Raw genomic sequence first — 16,422 nt, 5'->3', positions numbered from 1 at the left:
CACTGCAACCCCTGCACAACTCAGGTGTTGCAACGATCCCTAGAACCCAAGAGGTGGAGCAAGGAGCCCTTCATCGACGTGACGTGAGGGTCAGGCGGGGCGGATCGAGAGCGGGTGGTGGAACACGTTGGCCGGGTCGTACTTGGCCTTGATCCGCTGCAGCGCCGGGTAGTTGTCCTTGTAGTAGAGCGTGTACCACGGCACCCCCGACCGGTTGCGGTTCGGGTCGAGCAGGTCGAGGTCGGGGTAGTTGATGTACGCGCCGTCCTGGGCGTCGTTGGGCGCGGGCGCGCCACCGGTGGCCTTGTGGATGCCGGTGTAGGTGTCGCGCACCCACTGCACCTGCACGGCGTCCTCGGCGGGGTCGGCCCACGAGGTGCCCACCGCCATCTTGAACATGGAGCTGCGCTGTGGCACGGCGGTGGCGGATGGCGCGACGGTGTTGATGGTGCAGCCGTAGGAGGCGAGGTACACCTTGCCCTGGCCCTGCCGCTGCGGGTCGGTCAGCGACCGCCACACGGTGTCGACCTGCTCGTCGTTCAACGGCTTGCGCAGGTTGCTGCCCTTGGTCTCGTTGCGGTTCGAGCCGGTCGGGTCGACCCACACGTCGACGGCGTTGGCGAGGAACAGGCCTTCCCACGGCATCGCGTTGACCTTCACCGAGACGCCCGCGCCGACCGCGGCGATGTAGTCGTCGAGCAGCTTCTGCGCGTTGGGCAGCGTGCCGTCGATGCGGATCTCCAGGAAGATCGAGCCGACCGACTTGCGGTTGAGGTGCAACGAGCTGTGCAGGCTCTCGTAGGCCGAGCCGGGCGCGCTGTTCGCGGCGTGCCACGTGCCGTGGTTGCGGACCAGGCGCTTGAAGTCCTGCTCGGTCATGCCGTCCCAGGACCAGGTGGCCCAGCACGACAGCAGCCGTGCGGGCGGGCGGGGCAGCAGCTGTGTCGGGTCGTTGCCCGAGATTCCCGGTGTGCGGAACCAGTACTTCGTGATGACGCCGAAGTTTCCGCCGCCGCCACCGGTGTGCGCCCACCACAGGTCGCGGTTGGGGTCGCTCGGGTTCCTGGTCGCCACCACGGTCTTCGCCCTGCCGTCCGCGCCGACCGTGACGACCTCCACGCCGTACAGGTGGTCGACGGTCAGGCCGAACTTGCGCGACAGCGGGCCGTAGCCGCCGCCGGAGATGTGGCCGCCCGCGCCGACCGACGGGCACACGCCCGCGGGAAGCGTGACGCCCCAACCGTAGTAGAGCGATCGCAGCAGCTCGCCGATCGTGACGCCGGACTCGACGCAGATCGCCTTCATCCTCTGGTCGAAGTAGACGCCCTTCATCTCCGAGACGTCGATCAGGACCTTGTTGGCCGGGTCGTCGACGAGCCCGACGAAGCAGTGCCCGCCGCTGCGGACCGAGAAGTGCTGCTTGTTCTTCACGGCGCTGTTGAGGACGTTCTCGATCTGTGCGGGGGTGTACACGACGTGCGCCTGGTCGGGCTTTCCGATGTAGCGCTGGTTGAAGCCGCGCGCCACCAGTTCGGCGTACCTCGGGTCGTCCGGTCTGACGGTGACGTCGGGGAAGCCGCCGTGGCAGTTGTCGGTGCTCGCCGAGGCCGGCGCCCCGGCCGCGATCGCCGTTCCCGCCGCGGCGGCGGAACCGATGAATAACCGGCGTGAGATGGACATCGTGTACCAGCTTTCAGCGGGTCGTGGGACTGTGTCGCGGCAAGTAGATGCCCGGTTCCTCGGATCCCGCTGTACTCCCGATTGACACGGTCTACAGCGCGGCGATCCGGATCTCTTCGAGCAGTCGTGCCTGCTCCAGGTAGTTGTCGTGCGGGGCGGCGCCGACGCGGACCGCCGCCGCGAAGGCCGCGACCGTGTTCGCGACCTGGTCGTCCACCGGCAGCGTGATGCGGTGCGGCACGGAGTCCCGCTCCAGCAGCACGGTCGGCGCGTAGTCGGCGGGCGGCGTGAAGACGCGTTCCACGGTGATGCGTCCCTCGGTGCCGCTGAGCTCGTAGGTGTTGCGATAGCCGTGTTCCAGGCCGAACGCGAGCTGCGCGGGTACTCCATCCACAGTGGACAGAAGTGCCGCACCCCTGGTGTCGACGGCGAAACCGGGGCCCGTCAGCGTCGCGCCCGCGACCGTGAGCTCGGAGTCGAGCAGGTGCAGCGCGGCGCGGACCGGGTAGACACCTGTGTCCCACAACGCTCCGCCGCCCAGCTCCGGGTTGTAGCGGATGTCGCCGTCTGGCTGGCGGGGGATCGCGAACTCGGCGCGGAACGACCGCAGCTCGCCGATCATCCCGTCCGCCACCAGCTTGCGCACCGTCGCGTGCTGGCTGTGGTGCACGAACATCACGTTCTCCAGCAACGCGAGACCGCGTTCGCCGGCGAGCTCCAGCAACGCCGCGGTGCGGTCCCGGTTCAGCGTGAGCGGCTTCTCCGCGAGCACGTGCTTGCCCGCCAGCAGCGCCGCCTCCACCCACTCGGCGTGCAGGGCGGCGGGCAACGGCGTGTACACGGCGTCGATCCCGGGATCCGCGAGCAGCGCCTCGTACCCGTGCACCGCGTGGCAGCCGAGCTCCGCAGCCAGTGCCTCGGCCTTCGCGGAGTCCCTGCTGGCCACCGCGGCCAGCGTGACGTCGGCGGAGGCGAGGAACGCCGGGATCATCCGGCGTCGCGCGAACGCCGAGCAGCCCAGCACCCCGATCCGGACGGGTGCGGTCATCGCGGCTGCCCCACGAACTCCTTCACCGAGGACGCGATGTAGTCGATCATCTCGTCGGTCAGGCCGGGGTAGATGCCGACCCAGAAGGTCTGCTCGGTGATGATGTCGCTGTTGGTCAGGTCGCCGACGACCCGGTACGGCTGCCCGATGTAGGCGGGGTGGCGGGTCAGGTTGCCCGCGAACAGCCTGCGCGTGCCGATCTTGCGGTCCTCCAGGAAGGCGATCAGGTCCGCGCGCTTGAACGGTGCGTCCGGCAGCACCGTGAGCACGAACCCGAACCAGCTCGGGTCGCTCTTCGGCGTGGCCTCCGGCAGCAGCAGGTGCGGCACGCCGTCGAGCGCCGCGCGCAGCCGGTTCCAGTTGTGCCGCCGTGCCGCGCAGAACTCGTCGATCTTCGCGAGCTGCGTCAGCCCGAGCGCGGCCTGCAGGTCGGTCGTCTTCAGGTTGTAACCGACGTGCGAGAAGATGTACTTGTGGTCGTAGCCCGCGGGCAGCGTGCCCATCTGGTAGTCGAACCGCTTGAGGCACTTGTTGCTCTCGCCCGGCTCGCACCAGCAGTCGCGGCCCCAGTCGCGCATGGACTCGACGATCCGCGCGAGGGTGAGGTTCGAGGTCAGCACGCAGCCGCCCTCGCCCATCGTCAGGTGGTGCGCGGGGTAGAAGCTGACCGTGGTGAAGTCGCCGAACGAGCCGGTGATCTGCCCGTCGTAGAGCGACCCGACGGCGTCGCAGTTGTCCTCGATCAGGAACAGCTCGTGCTCGGTCGCGAGCTCGGCGATCTCCCGGACGGGGAACGGGTTTCCGAGCGCGTGCGCGATGATGATCGCGCGCGTCTTCGGCCCGATCGCGGCGGCGACCCTGTCGACGGTCGTGTTGTAGGTCGCGAGGTCGACGTCGACGAAGACCGGGATCAGTCCGTTTTGGAGGATCGGGTTCACCGTGGTGGGGAAGCCGCACGCGACGGTGATGACCTCGTCACCCGGCTTCAGCCGCGCGTCCTCCAGCAACGGCGAGGTGAGCGCGGACACCGCCAGCAGGTTCGCCGACGACCCTGAGTTCGTCAGGTGTGCCTTGCGCCGCTTGAGCTTGCGCGCGAACGACGACTCGAACTTGCGCGAGGTGAACCCGGCGGCGATGCGCATCTCCAGCGCCGCCTCCACCAGTGCCACCCGGTCGTCCTCGTCCAGCACGGCACCGGACGGCCAGATCTCGGTGACACCGGGGACGAAACCGCCGGCGGGCTGTTGCTCCTGGTGGAACTTGCGGACCTCGTCGAGTACCAGCGCCTTGTGCTCGCTCATCTGTGCTTCCCCTTCTTCGGTGTGCGTGGTCATGCGGCGGCGAGCAAGTCGCGCAGCGACTCGTCGAGCCCGCGCCGCGGGCGCCAGCCGAGCAGCCTGTCCGCCTTGACGATGTCCAGCTGCAGCCACTCCGTGTCGGCGCGACCGCCCGCCGCGTCCTCGACGATCGCGACACCCCTGCCGCTCAACGCGACCATCCGTTCGACGAGCGTCCTGGTCCGCACGGCCGCACCGCTGCCGATGTTGATCACCTCACCGGTGACGGGCGCGGTGACGGCGCGCAGCACGGCGTCCGCGACGTCACGGGCGTCGACGTAGTCCCGCCACGCCCGCAGCGAGCCGAACGTCAGCGGCGCGTCCGACCCGGAGGCGAGGTGGTCCGCGACGGTCCGCATCAGGCTGCCCTTCGGCACACCGGGACCGATGACGTTCGAGACCCGCAGCACCACGACGTCCCGCCCGCTGTCCAGCGCGGCCGTGGTGCCGATCAGCTTCGACTTGCCGTACGGCGTCAGCGGAATCGTCGGCTGCGTCTCGGTGGTGCCGCGGCCGGCGACGCCGGACCCGTACTCGTGCACCGTGCCGAGCTGAACGAAACGCTGACCGGACAACGCTTTCACGAGCCGGTCGACCAGTGCCGCGTTCGCCTCCAGCATCTGCTGCTCGGTCGCGAGCCACACGCTGCCCGCCGCGTTCACGACGACGTCGCACCCGTCGACGACGGGCGCCAGGTCCGCGGTCATCAGGTCGACGCCGGTGCCGCGCGAGACGGACAGCACGTCGTGGCCCGCTCGGTGCAGCGCGTCACGGACGTGCCGTCCGACGAAGCCGGTCCCTCCCAGCACGAGGATCTTCATCGGTGCTGCGCCGTCAGCTTCTCGATGGACGGGACGACGTCGTTGGGGCTGGGCATCGCGAGCCAGTCCGCGTGCAGCCGCCGGGCGCCCTCGGCGAACGACGGGCCCTCGATCACCCGCATCAGCTGCTTGCGCAGCTCGTCGACGTCGAGGTTGTCCGCGTCCAGGATGATCCCCGCGCCGCTGTCGGTGATGCGCCTGGCGTAGAACGGGGCCTCGACGCCACCGGTGTTCGGCACGACGAGCTGCGGCACCTGGTGCGCCACCGCGGAGGTGAACGTGCCGCCACCGCCGTGGTGGATGAGCGCCGAGCAGGTCGGCAGGAGCTGGTTGAGCGGCAGGAAGTCGACGGTGCGCACGTTGCCGGGCACGGTGTAGCCCTCCAGCTGCGCGGCGTTCAGCGTGGCGACGACCTCGACGTCGAGCCCGCCGAGCATCTCCAGCAGCGTGCCGATCAGGTCGTTGCCCGCGGCGTGCTCCCGCACCGACGCGCCGAGCGACACGGCGACCCGCGGCCGCTGCGGCTTCGGGTAGATCCAGTCCGGGATCGTGCCGATGCCGGTGTAGGGCACGCGGCGGTGCGGCACGACCCGTTGCCGCGTCGGCAGCCGCATGGCGGGCGGCGTCGGGTCGATGGTCCACTGCCCGTACAGCAGCTCGTCGTCGACCTCGACGCCGTACTGCGCCGCGATCGGCTCTACCGCGTCCAGCAACGGGTCGGTGAGCCCGGCCGCGGCGACCTCGGCCCGCCGCGCCGCGAACCGCTCCTCCATCCAGCCCGAGTAGTCGAGGCCCCACACCATCCTGGCGTGGGCGGCCCCGCACAGCCTGGCCGCGATCGGCGAGGCCGCCATCTCCGGTTCCCAGATCACGAGGTCCGGCCGCCACCGCAGCGCGAAGTCGACGAGGTGGTCGGCGAGCGCGCTGGGCCCGCCGGGCGGGTGCAGGATGTGCAGCCCGATCTGGTGGTAGGTGCTGCAGATCTCCCAGACGTCGTAGTCCTCCGGCGTGAGCCCCAGCGGTTCCCGGAACTTGTCGCGGTGCTCCTGCGGCAGGTCGTACTTGCCGTAGTTCTCGAGCGTCAGTCCGGGCACCGTGTCCGGCGTGCCGAGCGACACGGCCGTCAGCCCCGCGCGCGTGGTCGCGGCGGCGAGGTCGGGGTGCGAGGCGACGACCACCTCGTGGCCGGCGCCCTGCAACGCCCACAGCATCGGGATCGACGCGTACAGGTGTGATGGGTTGGGCCACTGGGTGACCAAGACGCGCATGAGAGCTCCTCGCAGAGTGGTGGCGGAGGTGAACGGTGCCGGTGCGCGCTGGACGCGTACTTGAACGCGGGCGCAGCGAGCCGCGCGCGAGCGCCCGTCGAGCCGGGCTGCGCACCGTGACGCGGAAGGGTCCCCGAACGAGGAGCAATGCCGATGACCGAACCGGTCGACGTGTCGCTGCGGCCCATGCCTCTTGTGGTCATGGGCATCTTTGTCGTTCCACCGCTCGTCTTCGTCGTCCCGCCGCCGATTCACCTCGACGGCGCCGCCGAGGACGAGCCCGCGACGCGGTAGCGACCTCTCCAGAGTGCCGTCAGGGGCACCCCTCGTCGTGTCCGCGCGGTGAGGGGTGCCCCTGACGGCACCTTTCGCGCGCCCAAGCGGGAGTTGAGCGCCGGGTCCTACCTTCGCCGCATGGACACGACAGAAGCGGATTTGACCGGGGCGAACTCCGCTTTCGCCGCCGACCCCTACCCGTTGTTCGCCGAGCTGCGCGAGCGCGGTCCGGTGCACCGGGCGCGTGTGCTCGACGGCAGGTCGTGCTGGATCATCACCGGCTACGACGAGGCCAAGGCCGCGTTCACCGACCCGCGGCTGAGCAACGACATGAAGTACCTGAAGGCGTGGGACAGCCTGGGCCGCGCCGTGGTCGGCAAGACCATGCTGCAGGCGGACCCGCCGGACCACACGCGGCTGCGCAAGCTGGTGGCACGGGAGTTCACCGTGCGCCGCATGCAGTCGCTGCAGCCGCGGATCGAGGAGCTCGCCGCCGAGCTGCTGGACGCGATGGTGCCGCAGGGGCAGGCCGATCTCGTGTCGTCGTACGCGCTTCCGTTGCCGCTGCAGGTGATTTGCGAACTGATCGGTGTCCCGTTCGCCGACCGCGCTGCGTTCCACAAGTGGTCGGCCGACCTGTCCGCGCCCGCGACGCCGGAGGACGGCGAGGCCGCGCAGCGCGGACTGACCGAGTACCTGGCCGCGCTGATCGAGGACAAGCGCCGCACTCCGTGCGACGACCTGATCGGCGCGCTGGTGAACACCACCGACGAGAACGGCGACTCGCTCTCGTCCGACGAGCTGCTCGGCATGTCGTTCCTGCTGCTCGTCGGCGGCCACGAGTCGACGGCGAACCTCATCGCCAGCGGCACGCTCGCGTTGCTGCGCCACCCCGAGCAGCTCGCCGCGCTGCGTGCCGACTGGTCGTTGCTCGACACCGCGGTGGAGGAGGTGCTGCGCTACGACGGCCCGGTCGAGTTCGCCGCGTTGCGCTACACCAAGGAGCCCATCGACATCGCCGGCACGGTGATCGGCGAGGGCGAGGTCATCATGATCGGCCAGTCGTCGTCGTCCCGCGACCCCAAGCGCTTCCCGAACCCGGACAGCTTCGACATCAGCCGCGACCTGCGGGAGGCGCGGGCGCACTTCGGGTTCGGCTTCGGCGTCCACCACTGTCTCGGCGCGCCGCTCGCACGGCTCGAAGGCGCGATCGGGATCAGGGCGCTGTTGCAGCGGTGCCCGGACCTGGCGCTCGCCGTCGATCCTGCCGAGCTGACCTACTGCCCGCCGACCTTCTTCATGCGCGGGCTCAAAGAACTTCCCGTTCGGTTCCAATAGCGGTCATAAAGTGACCTAAATACGGTCTACGTTGAGTTGACCAGCACAAAAAGGCGAGGAGCATCAGTCATGACGATCTTGGTAACCGGTGCGACGGGTCTGGTCGGACGGCACGTCGTCGACCAGCTCGTGCAGGCGGGCGAGTCGGTCCGGGCGCTGACCCGCAACCCGGCCAAGGCCGGATTGCCCGAGGGCGTCGAGGTCGTCCAGGGTGACCTCCTGCAGCCCGCGTCGCTCGGGCCCGCCCTCGACGGCGTGGAGAAGCTCTTCCTGTTCCCGCAGCCGGAAACGGCGGCCGAGGTCGTCGACCTCGCGAAGCAGGCGGGCGTGCGGCGCATCGTCGTGCTGTCCGGCGCGGCCGTGACGCTCGGCTTCGACACCGACTACCACGCCCGCGTCGAGCGCGCGGTCGAGGAGTCCGGGCTCGAGTGGACCCACGTGCGGCCCGGCGAGTTCATGACGAACATGCTGCCGATCTGGGGTCCGATGATCAAGGAGTCGCGGACCGTGCGGTACCCGTTCGGCGACGACCTCGGTGGCGCCCCGATCCACGAGGCGGACATCGCAGAGGTCGCCGTGGTGGCGCTGCTGGAGGACAAGCACGTCGGCCAGGCGTACACGCTGAGCGGCCCCGAGCAGCTGACCGTGCGCGGTCAGGTCGAGGCGATCGCGGACGCACTCGGCGAAGAGGTGCGCTACGAGGAGGTCTCGCGCGAGGAGGCGCGGGAGATCCTCAAGGGGATGGGCGGTTTCGCCGCCGAGAGCGCGGACCTGTTGCTCGGGTTCGTCGACTACGACGGTGGCGCCGGCTCCGGCGACGAGGGTTACTCCGACCAGGACTACTCGGAACTCATGAAGCCGCTGCCCGGTTTCGGCCTGGCGACCGGGAAGCCCGGCCGCACCTACGCTGAGTGGGCGCGCGATCACGTGGAGGACTTCCGCTGACGTTCGACCTGCTGTCGAGGTCGCCGGGCGACCCTCTCACCGAATCCTGTTTGGCCACAGAGGACGGTGAGCATGTCGAGAAACTGGCGTACCAAGACAGCGGCGCTCTTATCCGCGGTCGGGCTCGTGTTCGTGCCGGTCGGCGTCGCGTCGGCGGGCATGAGCACGAACCCGGTGGGAGGAGCGCAGGAAACCACTGTTCGCAACACACTTCCGGTCGGCGTGTGGAAGACCACGATCGACTTCGGTGGCGGGCAGATGGTCAACGTGACGCACTCCTACACGTCGAAGCACGAGCTCTGCCACCGTGCGAAGTCCGACAACGGCTACCTGGGCTACGGCAAGGGTTCGTGGAAGCCCGCCGGCACCAACAAGTTCTCCTACGCGGTGGTCGAGATCTTCTACGACCTCGACGGGAACTTCAACGGGCATGCCGAGATGCGCGGCGACGCGACCATCACGGGGACCACGTTCAAGTCGCTGCACTACTCGAAGGCGTTCGACAAGAACGGCAACGTCCTCGGCGAGGGGACGGACTACCTGACCTTCACCCTGGTCTCCCGGCAGGACCCGCCGTGCCCGGCCAAGCCGTGAAGCGGGTCGCGGCGCTGCTCGCGGGCGTCCTGCTCGTGGCGCCGGTGGGCACGGCATCCGCCGCGCCGTGCCCACCGGTGGGCGTGTGGCTCACCGAGATCGACTTCGGCGGGGGACAGGTCGAGAAGGTCTGGCAGACCTACCGGTCCCGCGGGTTCTGCCACGAAGGGCAGCTCGAGGGTGCGCGGGCGTTCGGCCGCGGCGACTGGCGGCGCACCGGCAACCGGACCTGGACCTACGAGGTGACCGTCGAGTTCTTCGACGGCGCGGGAACCCCTGCAGGGCACGCCGACATGACCGGCAAGGCGGAGCTGAAATCCCTGCGAGCAAAGAGTTTCGAGACAGCGCACCACGTCCGCTTCTTCGACGCCGGCGGCACGCTGGTCGGCGAGGGCGAGGGACCGCTCACCTTCACGAAGGTCACCTCCGGCCCATCTTGTTGACTCGATGAACGGCGCTTTTGTCCGCCCCAGGTGGACAAAAGCGCCGTTCATCGTTCACCAGCGGGTGAGCAGGCCCAGCTCGGCGGCCTGGGCGGCCGTCGGAGCGTTGGCGTCCTTGGGAGACATCAACGGCGGCTCGGTGAAACCCCACGGCAGAGCCAGATCCGGGTCGAGCGGGTTGATGTCCACCTGTGTTCCCGGCACGTGCTCCGAGGACAACACGTAGCAGATGGTCGCGTCGTCGGTCAGCGTGAGGAACCCGTGGCCGACGCCCTCCGGCACGTAGACCTGCGTCCCCGACTCGGCGTCGAGGACGTTGGTCTCGTACTTGCCGTAGGTGGGGGATCCGATGCGCAGGTCGACAACGATGTCGCGAAGCACACCGCGAACGCACGACACGTACTTCGCCTGTCCCGGCGGAACCGTCACGGAGTGGATGCCCCGCAACGTGTTCCGCTTCGACACCGAGTAGTTGATCTGCTTGGGCACGAAGGGGTGCCCGAGCAGATCTTCGAGCTGGCTCGCCCGCATCGACTCGTAGAAGTCGCCGCGTTCGTCGTGCAGATGCCTGGGGGACAGGACGTACGCCCCCGGCACCGCGGTTTCCCTGACCAGCATCAGTCTCCCCAGGTGACCGGCAGCGAGGTCAGGGTGTGGTTGATCTCCCCGGTGTGCCAGGGGAGTTCGCTCTCGTCGATGGCCAGGCGCAGGTCGGGGAAGCGGCGCACCAGGCCCTCGATCGCGACCACCAGCTCCATCCGGCCGAGGTGCTTGCCGAGGCAGTGGTGCAGCCCGTGCCCGAACGAGATGTGCGGGTTCGGCGAGCGTTCCAGGTCCATCCGGTCGGGGTCGGGGAACACCGCGGCGTCGCGGTTGGCCGACGCGAGCGACAGCAGCACCGGCGCACCCGCGGGGATCGTCGTGCCGCCGACCTCGATGTCCTCGGTGGCGATGCGCGGGAAGCCGGACGTGTCCGTGGCGAACAGGTTCACGTGCCGCAGCAGCTCCTCGACGGCGGCGGGGATGCGCGACGGGTCCTCCGCGAGCCGCTTCCACTCGGCCCCGCCGCCGGTGACGAGCGCGAGGACCGAGTTCGCCAGCTGGTTCGCCGTCGTGTCGAAGCCGGCGCCGATCAGCGTGAAGCCGAACGTCACCAGCTCCTGCTCGCTCAGCCGGTCGCCCTCGTCGCGCGCGGCGACCAGTTCGGACAGCATGTCGTCGGTCGGGTTGGCGCGCTTGTCCGCCACCAGGCCGACGATGTACTCGTTGAGCTTCGCCAGTCCTTCCAGCGACGCCTCGCCGCCGGCCCTGTCGTCGACCGTGGCGAACGCCCGCGCCCACTTCTCGAACGTGCGCAGGTCCTGCGAGGGCACGCCGAGCAGCTCGCCGATCACGGTGAGCGGCAACGGAACTGCGAGCTGCTCGACGAGGTCGATCGGCCCGCCCTTGGCGGCCATCTCGTCCAGCAGCTCGTCGCACACCTGCTGCACGCGGTCGCGCATCAGCTCGACCTTGCGCAGGGTGAACGCGCCCGCGACCAGCTTGCGCAGCCGCGAGTGCTCACCGGCGTCCAGCGAAATGATCATCTCCGGGGTGGTGTGCATGGTGCCGCCGACGCGCGGGGCGCCCTCACCGCACGCGCGGGCCCGGCTGAGCCGCGGGTCGGCGGACAGCGAGCGGACGTCCTCGTACCGCGTCACCAGCCAGGCGTCCACACCGCCCGCGGTGGGCACCCGCACCACGGGCTCGTCCTCGCGCAGCTGCGCGTACTGCGGCGCGGGACCTCGGTAGCTGGAGCCGGCGAACGGGAACGTACCGGGGAAAGTGTCGGACACGGTCAGCTACCTCTCAGGACGGGTTGTGGATCTTGTCGGCCCAGTTGGCCGAGTCGTGGGTGACGACGCGCGCCTTCGTGAACAGCTCGCCGTTGCGGCGCACCAGCTGGTCCTCGACGGTGGTGGTCGGCTCGAAGCTGACCTTGCCGTCGGCGTCGGTGAGGCTGACGATCGCCTGGTAACGCACCCGCAGCTGGTCCGGGCCGGTCTCCTCGATGAGCATGCGGTCGAACCAGTAGCGGTAGACGAGACCGTCGTAGTAGGAGATGTTCTCCTCGCGCGCCCGCCGTGCGGACGTCTCCTCCGTCTTGGGCTTGGAGGGGTCGCCGCGCCGCGCCGACATCTCCTTGAACAGCTGCTCGCGTCCCTCGAACCGCCACCCGAACGGCACGTGCTCGAGCGTGCAGTCCTCGGTGAAGGTCTCCAGGAACGTCTTGAGCTCCCGCGCCTCGAGCAGCGGCATCTGCCGCGCGTAGAACTGCTGCACCTCGACGTAGGTGTCCGCGCTGATGTGGGACACATCGGCTCCTTTCGACTGTTCTGCGAGGGTGCTGCCCGCCGGTGGACGCGGTCTTGAGCGCCGGTCGTGCGTGTTCTAGCTCGGCTGTCCCGCCGTTCGAGCGCCCGTGACGACCCTGAGGCGCGAACACAGGAGGTGTTTCCAGTGACGTCGACCCAGGCGCGGACCGCTTCGCTGCGGCCGCGAGAAGATCCCGACATTCCGGCGAGGCTCGCGGTGTCCGCCGACACGCTGCACGGCACCCACCTGCCGACAGAGCAGTTCAGCGTGTGGATGAAGGAACGCGAGGCGGCGCACGCCTTCGAGGTCGTGCCCATTCCGTTCGACCAGCTGAACGGGTGGTCGTTCCACCCGCAGACCGGCAACCTCGGCCACGTCAGCGGGAAGTTCTTCACCGTCGAGGGACTGCGGGTGCGCCAGCCGAAGCAGGTGTGGCACCAGCCGATCATCAACCAGGCCGAGGTCGGCATCCTCGGCATCCTGGTCAAGGAGTTCGACGGCGTCCTGCACTTCCTGATGCAGGCCAAGATGGAGCCGGGCAACCCGAACCTGCTCCAGCTCTCGCCGACGGTGCAGGCGACCCGCAGCAACTACATGCGGGTGCACCAGGGCAGCTCGGTGCGTTACCTGGAGTACTTCGCGGGCGCCGAGCGCGGCCGGGTCGTCGCGGACGTGCTGCAGTCCGAGCACGGGGCGTGGTTCTACCGCAAGCGCAACAGGAACATGGTCGTCGAGGTGACCGGCGACGTGCCGCTGCACGACGACTTCTGCTGGCTGACCCTCGGCCAGATCAACGAGCTCATGGCGCGCGACAACGTGGTGAACATGGACGCGCGCACGGTCCTCGCCTGCCTGCCGCAGGTGCCGTCATCGTCCTCAAAGGACGGTTTCCGGTCGGCGCTCGCGTTGTCGCGCGACCAGGACGCGGGCGCGTTGCACACGACGGCCGAGGTGCTGAGCTGGTTCAGCTGGCAGCGTTCGGAGACCGAGCTCGACATCCAGCGCATCGCGCTGTACGACCTGCCGGGCTGGTACCGCACGGACACCGAGATCGCGCGCGAGGACGGGCGGTTCTTCAAGGTGGTCGCCGCGGACGTGCGGGCCGACAGCCGCGAGGTGAAGGGCTGGTCGCAGCCGTTGTTCCAGCCGCACGGGCTGGGCATCGCCGCGTTCGTGGCCCGGGAGTACTGCGGGGTGCTGCACCTGCTGGTGCACGCGCGGGTCGAGGGTGGTTTCGCGGACGCCGTCGAGCTGGGTCCGACGGTGCAGTGCGTGCCGTGGAACTACCGCAGCTCCGACTCGCCGCCGTTCCTCGACCAGGTGCTCGCGGCCGGCTCGTCGCGGATCAGGTACGAGGCGATCCACTCCGAGGAGGGCGGCCGGTTCCTCGAAGCGGAGAGCCGCTACCTGATCGTCGAGGCCGACCACACGGTGCCGGACGACCCGCCGGACGGCTACGCCTGGGTGACGGTCGGGCAGCTCGCGGATCTGTTGCGGCACGGGCAGTACGTCAACGTGCAGGCGCGCACGCTGATCGCGTGCCTCAACTCGTTGCGGTAGCGCCGCGCAGCAGGAGCTCCGCGGTGTCGCGCAGGTAGTCGCGGAACTCGGCCGGCTGGTCCACGCGGAACTCGCCGCCGAGCGCGGCCAGCACCAGCACCAGCCAGTCGAACTCGTCGACCTGCATGATCAGCACGCAGGACGTCTCGTCGATCGGCTCGACCGAACCGCCCGCGTAGGCCGTCGCCTTCTCCACCTCGGCGGCGGGCAGCTGGATGGTGACCTTCACGTGGTGGCGCAACGGAATCGACTGCAGCTGCTGCTGCACGAACTCCGCCGCGTCGGCGGCGGGCAGCTCGCGTTGCCGGAACCGCGCACCCGTCGCCTGCGGCTCGGTCAGCCGGTCGACCCGGAACGTCCGCCAGTCGCCGCGCTCGACGTCGTAGGCGACGAGATACCACTTGCGGCCCAGGGGAACGAGCCGGTACGGCTCGACCAGCCTGGTCGTCCGCTCACCCCCTCTCGCCGTGTAGGAGAACCGCAGGCGCTCCTCGTCGCGGCACGCCTGCGCCAGCACGGTGAGCACCACCGCGTCCACCTTCGGGCCCTTGCCGGGTGGCGCGGGCACGGTGAACTCCCGCAGCGCGCCCACCCGCCCGCGCAGCCGGGGCGGCATCACCTGGATCACCTTCGTCAACGCGCGCAACGACGTGTCCTCGATGCCCTGCACGCTGCCGCTCGCCGCCGCCCGCAGGCCGACCGCGATCGCGACGGCCTCCTCGTCGTCCAGCAGCAGCGGCGGCATCGTCGCTCCGGACTGCAGCTGGTAGCCACCGGCGACGCCACGGCTCGCGTCGACCTGGTAGCCCAGCTCGCGCAACCGGTCGACGTCGCGGCGCAGTGTGCGCTCACTCACCTCGAGGCGTTCCGCCAGTTCGGTGCCCGGCCAGTACCGGTGGGTCTGGAGCAGGGACAGCAGCCGCAGCATTCGTGCGCTCGTGTTCGCCATGAAATCCAGATTAACCGCAATTCAGGTCAGGAAGTGGCCGGAATTAATTCTACGGTGGTGCCATGACCGACACGATGATTCGGACGAGCGCACTGACGAAGCGCTTCACGGTGAAGAAGGAGACCGTCGAGGCGGTACGCGGTCTCGACCTGCGCGTGATGCGCGGTGAGATGGTGGCTTTGCTCGGACCGAACGGCGCGGGCAAGTCGACCACGCTGCGGATGCTCACGACGCTGCTACCGCCCACCTCCGGCGAGGCGGAGGTCGCCGGGTTCGACGTGGTGACTCGGCAACGCGAGGTCCGGGCCAGGATCGGCTACATCGGTCAGGGCAACGGCGCAGGGCACAGCCAGCGCGGCCGCGACGAGCTGATCAGCCAGGGCCGCGCCTACGGGTTGTCCGTCGCGGACGCCCGCCGGCGGGCGCAGGAACTGATCGACTCGCTCGACCTCGGTGCCGTGGCGGACCGCGTCGTCTCGTCGCTGTCGGGCGGCCAGCGCCGCAGGCTCGACATCGCGATGGGCCTCATCCACGCGCCGGAGCTGCTGTTCCTCGACGAACCGTCGACCGGCCTCGACCCGCAGAACCGGGCGAACCTGCAGGAGCACGTCGTGCGGATGCACGCCGAGCACGGCACCACGATCGTCCTCACCACGCACTACCTCGACGAGGCCGACGCGCTCGCGGACCGGGTGATCGTCATCGACCACGGCAAGCTCATCGCCGACGACACCCCCGAGCGGCTCAAGGCCGACCACGCCGGCGACCGCATCACGCTCACCTTCGACAGCGAGGACGAGCTGCGGCGCGCGGAGGGCCACACGCTCGGCATCACGGCCGCCCGCACCGGACTGACGCTGACCCTGCGCGCCGACGGTGGCCGCCACCTGGTGCAGAAACTGATGCGCGGGTTCGACGAAGCCGGTGTGCACGTGTCCGCGGTCGAGGTCGCCCGGCCGACGCTCGACGACGTCTTCCTCGCCCTGACCGGGCGTTCGCTGCGTGAGGAGAACCAGGCATGATCCACGACACCACGATCGTCTTCAGCCGCGAGCTGAGGCCGGTGCTGCGCGACCCGTTCTCGGTGATCTTCACGATGGTGCAGCCGCTGTTCTTCCTCGTGCTGTTCTCCCCGCTGCTGCCGGAGGAGACGGGGCTGCAGTGGTTCGTGCCGGGCATGATCGTGATGTCGTGCCTGTTCGGTGCCGGCTCGACCGGCGGCAACCTGCTCTTCGAGATGCAGACCGGATCGCACGAGCGGATGCTCGTCTCGCCGTTGCGCCGCTCCGCGCTCATCGTCGGGCGCGCGCTCAAGGAGATCGTGCCGACGATGGTGCACTCCGTGCTCATCATCGCGATCACGATCCCGTTCGGGTTCCGCCCGCACGCCGGCGCGGTGTTCGGACTGCTGCTGCTCGCGATCATGTGCGTCGGCCTCGGCGCGTTGTCCTACTCGCTCGCGCTCGCGTCCAAGAACAAGGAATGGATCTTCTGGGCCGTGCAGCAGACCATCAGCTTCCCCCTGCTGCTGCTCGCCGGGATGCTGCTGCCGATCGAGGGCGGTCCCGCGTGGCTGCAGTTCCTGTCGAAGCTGAACCCCTTGTCCTACCTCGTGAACGCCGAACGCGAGCTGTTCAACGGTGAGGTCTTCACGGCGAACGTCGGGCTGGGACTGCTCGCCGCGGTCGGTGTCGCCGCGCTCGGACTGTGGGTGGGTACCAGGCAGATGCGGCACGCGGTCGCCTGAAACCTCCGCTTGAGCGGGCTTCCGGCTCATCTCCAGGCACGGGTGGAAATCTCGCTCCATC

17 protein-coding genes are annotated in these 16,422 nt (G+C 69.3%); 8 read left to right on the top strand and 9 right to left on the bottom strand.

What is annotated here, in order from left to right:
• Positions 1–90: 90 nt before the first annotated feature.
• The 5 genes from IEZ09_RS37350 to IEZ09_RS37330 form a co-directional block, all read right to left on the bottom strand.
• Positions 91–1,680 (bottom strand): FAD-binding oxidoreductase, encoded by a 1,590-nt coding sequence (locus IEZ09_RS37350; protein WP_189258555.1) that lies wholly within the window; start codon positions 1,678–1,680, stop codon positions 91–93.
• Positions 1,681–1,771: 91 nt separating this feature from the next.
• Complete coding sequence (locus tag IEZ09_RS37345) at positions 1,772–2,728, bottom strand: Gfo/Idh/MocA family protein (protein WP_189258554.1); 957 nt, start codon at positions 2,726–2,728, stop codon at positions 1,772–1,774.
• Positions 2,725–4,029: a lipopolysaccharide biosynthesis protein RfbH gene (rfbH, locus tag IEZ09_RS37340; RefSeq protein WP_189258553.1), complete on the bottom strand. Its 1,305-nt coding sequence runs from the start codon at positions 4,027–4,029 to the stop codon at positions 2,725–2,727. The genes IEZ09_RS37345 and rfbH overlap by 4 nt, the downstream gene beginning before the upstream one ends.
• A gap of 29 nt (positions 4,030–4,058) precedes the next feature.
• A complete protein-coding gene (locus IEZ09_RS37335; RefSeq protein ID WP_189258552.1) occupies positions 4,059–4,886 on the bottom strand; it encodes an NAD-dependent epimerase/dehydratase family protein in 828 nt (275 codons plus the stop codon).
• Positions 4,883–6,154 (bottom strand): nucleotide disphospho-sugar-binding domain-containing protein, encoded by a 1,272-nt coding sequence (locus IEZ09_RS37330; RefSeq protein ID WP_189258551.1) that lies wholly within the window; start codon positions 6,152–6,154, stop codon positions 4,883–4,885. Before IEZ09_RS37330 ends, IEZ09_RS37335 begins: the two co-directional genes overlap by 4 nt.
• Positions 6,155–6,307: 153 nt before the next feature.
• On the opposite strand from IEZ09_RS37330, the gene IEZ09_RS37325 reads away from it, so the two are divergent.
• The 5 genes from IEZ09_RS37325 to IEZ09_RS37305 all read left to right on the top strand — a co-directional run bounded on the left by IEZ09_RS37325 (position 6,308) and on the right by IEZ09_RS37305 (position 9,750).
• Positions 6,308–6,448 carry a hypothetical protein gene (locus IEZ09_RS37325; protein ID WP_189258550.1) on the top strand — a complete coding sequence of 47 codons (141 nt, stop codon included), beginning with the start codon at positions 6,308–6,310 and terminating at the stop codon, positions 6,446–6,448.
• 120 nt (positions 6,449–6,568) lie between these two features.
• Positions 6,569–7,768, top strand: coding sequence for a cytochrome P450 family protein (locus IEZ09_RS37320; protein WP_189258549.1), 1,200 nt, complete (start codon positions 6,569–6,571; stop codon positions 7,766–7,768).
• A gap of 69 nt (positions 7,769–7,837) precedes the next feature.
• On the top strand, positions 7,838–8,713 hold the full coding sequence (locus IEZ09_RS37315) for an SDR family oxidoreductase (RefSeq protein ID WP_189258548.1): 876 nt from the start codon (positions 7,838–7,840) through the stop codon (positions 8,711–8,713).
• Between the two features lie 72 nt (positions 8,714–8,785).
• Entirely contained in the window at positions 8,786–9,307 is a 522-nt protein-coding gene (locus tag IEZ09_RS37310; protein ID WP_189258547.1) for a hypothetical protein, read from the top strand.
• Positions 9,289–9,750, top strand: a complete 462-nt coding sequence (locus IEZ09_RS37305) for a DUF2147 domain-containing protein (protein ID WP_189258546.1) — start codon at positions 9,289–9,291, stop codon at positions 9,748–9,750. The genes IEZ09_RS37310 and IEZ09_RS37305 overlap by 19 nt, the downstream gene beginning before the upstream one ends.
• A 54-nt stretch (positions 9,751–9,804) precedes the next feature.
• On the opposite strand, the gene IEZ09_RS37300 is transcribed toward IEZ09_RS37305, so the two are convergent.
• The 3 genes from IEZ09_RS37300 to IEZ09_RS37290 are packed head-to-tail and all read right to left on the bottom strand — an operon-like array spanning position 9,805 to position 12,105.
• Positions 9,805–10,368, bottom strand: coding sequence for a dTDP-4-dehydrorhamnose 3,5-epimerase family protein (locus IEZ09_RS37300; protein WP_189258545.1), 564 nt, complete (start codon positions 10,366–10,368; stop codon positions 9,805–9,807).
• Complete coding sequence (locus tag IEZ09_RS37295; RefSeq protein WP_189258544.1) at positions 10,368–11,585, bottom strand: cytochrome P450; 1,218 nt, start codon at positions 11,583–11,585, stop codon at positions 10,368–10,370. Before IEZ09_RS37295 ends, IEZ09_RS37300 begins: the two co-directional genes overlap by 1 nt.
• 13 nt (positions 11,586–11,598) lie before the next feature.
• Positions 11,599–12,105, bottom strand: coding sequence for a nuclear transport factor 2 family protein (locus IEZ09_RS37290; protein WP_189258543.1), 507 nt, complete (start codon positions 12,103–12,105; stop codon positions 11,599–11,601).
• 144 nt (positions 12,106–12,249) lie between these two features.
• Between IEZ09_RS37290 and IEZ09_RS37285 the strand changes: the two genes are divergently transcribed.
• The gene (locus IEZ09_RS37285) at positions 12,250–13,665 is read left to right on the top strand and encodes an NDP-hexose 2,3-dehydratase family protein (protein WP_189258542.1); all 1,416 of its coding nucleotides are present in this window, start codon (positions 12,250–12,252) and stop codon (positions 13,663–13,665) included.
• Here IEZ09_RS37285 and IEZ09_RS37280 read toward each other — a convergent pair.
• Positions 13,649–14,614: a helix-turn-helix transcriptional regulator gene (locus IEZ09_RS37280; RefSeq protein WP_189258541.1), complete on the bottom strand. Its 966-nt coding sequence runs from the start codon at positions 14,612–14,614 to the stop codon at positions 13,649–13,651. The genes IEZ09_RS37285 and IEZ09_RS37280 overlap by 17 nt on opposite strands.
• A gap of 74 nt (positions 14,615–14,688) precedes the next feature.
• Between IEZ09_RS37280 and IEZ09_RS37275 the strand changes: the two genes are divergently transcribed.
• Both IEZ09_RS37275 and IEZ09_RS37270 read left to right on the top strand, forming a co-directional pair.
• Positions 14,689–15,636 (top strand): ATP-binding cassette domain-containing protein, encoded by a 948-nt coding sequence (locus IEZ09_RS37275; RefSeq protein ID WP_189258560.1) that lies wholly within the window; start codon positions 14,689–14,691, stop codon positions 15,634–15,636.
• Positions 15,633–16,361 carry an ABC transporter permease gene (locus tag IEZ09_RS37270; protein ID WP_189258540.1) on the top strand — a complete coding sequence of 243 codons (729 nt, stop codon included), beginning with the start codon at positions 15,633–15,635 and terminating at the stop codon, positions 16,359–16,361. The genes IEZ09_RS37275 and IEZ09_RS37270 overlap by 4 nt, the downstream gene beginning before the upstream one ends.
• The last annotated feature ends 61 nt before the right edge of the window (positions 16,362–16,422 follow it).

The organism is Lentzea flava (assembly GCF_014648475.1).
Lineage (GTDB): Bacteria > Actinomycetota > Actinomycetes > Mycobacteriales > Pseudonocardiaceae > Lentzea > Lentzea flava.
This window is presented reverse-complemented; position numbering and strand designations above follow the sequence as displayed.